The organism is Pseudoalteromonas sp. SR44-5 (genome assembly GCF_014163675.1).
Classification (GTDB): Bacteria; Pseudomonadota; Gammaproteobacteria; order Enterobacterales; family Alteromonadaceae; genus Pseudoalteromonas; species Pseudoalteromonas rhizosphaerae.
Genome location: NZ_JACJDT010000222.1, coordinates 1 through 293 on the forward strand (window position 1 = coordinate 1; position 293 = coordinate 293).

Consider the following 293-nt stretch of genomic DNA (forward strand, 5'->3'; position numbering starts at 1 on the left):
ATCGTCTAAATCAAATTCGTCTTCTTCAGCCAGCTCTGGCTCTGCTATTGCTTTATCGCCAGTCTCATCAATTAAACTATCGATGTCGTCTAAATCAAATTCATCTTCTTCAGCCAGCTCCGGCTCTGCTGTTGCTTTATCGCCAGCTTCATCAAGCAGACTGTCAATATCGTCTAAATCAAATTCGTCTTCTTCAGCCAGCTCTGGCTCTGCTATTGCTTTATCGCCAGTCTCATCAATTAAACTATCGATGTCGTCTAAATCAAATTCATCTTCTTCAGCCAGCTCCGGCT

1 pseudogene is annotated in these 293 nt (G+C 43.0%); it reads right to left on the minus strand.

Annotation, left to right across the window (positions count from 1 at the left end):
* Positions 1–293 (minus strand): annotated as a pseudogene (locus H5154_RS23335) (hypothetical protein); the annotation flags it as partial.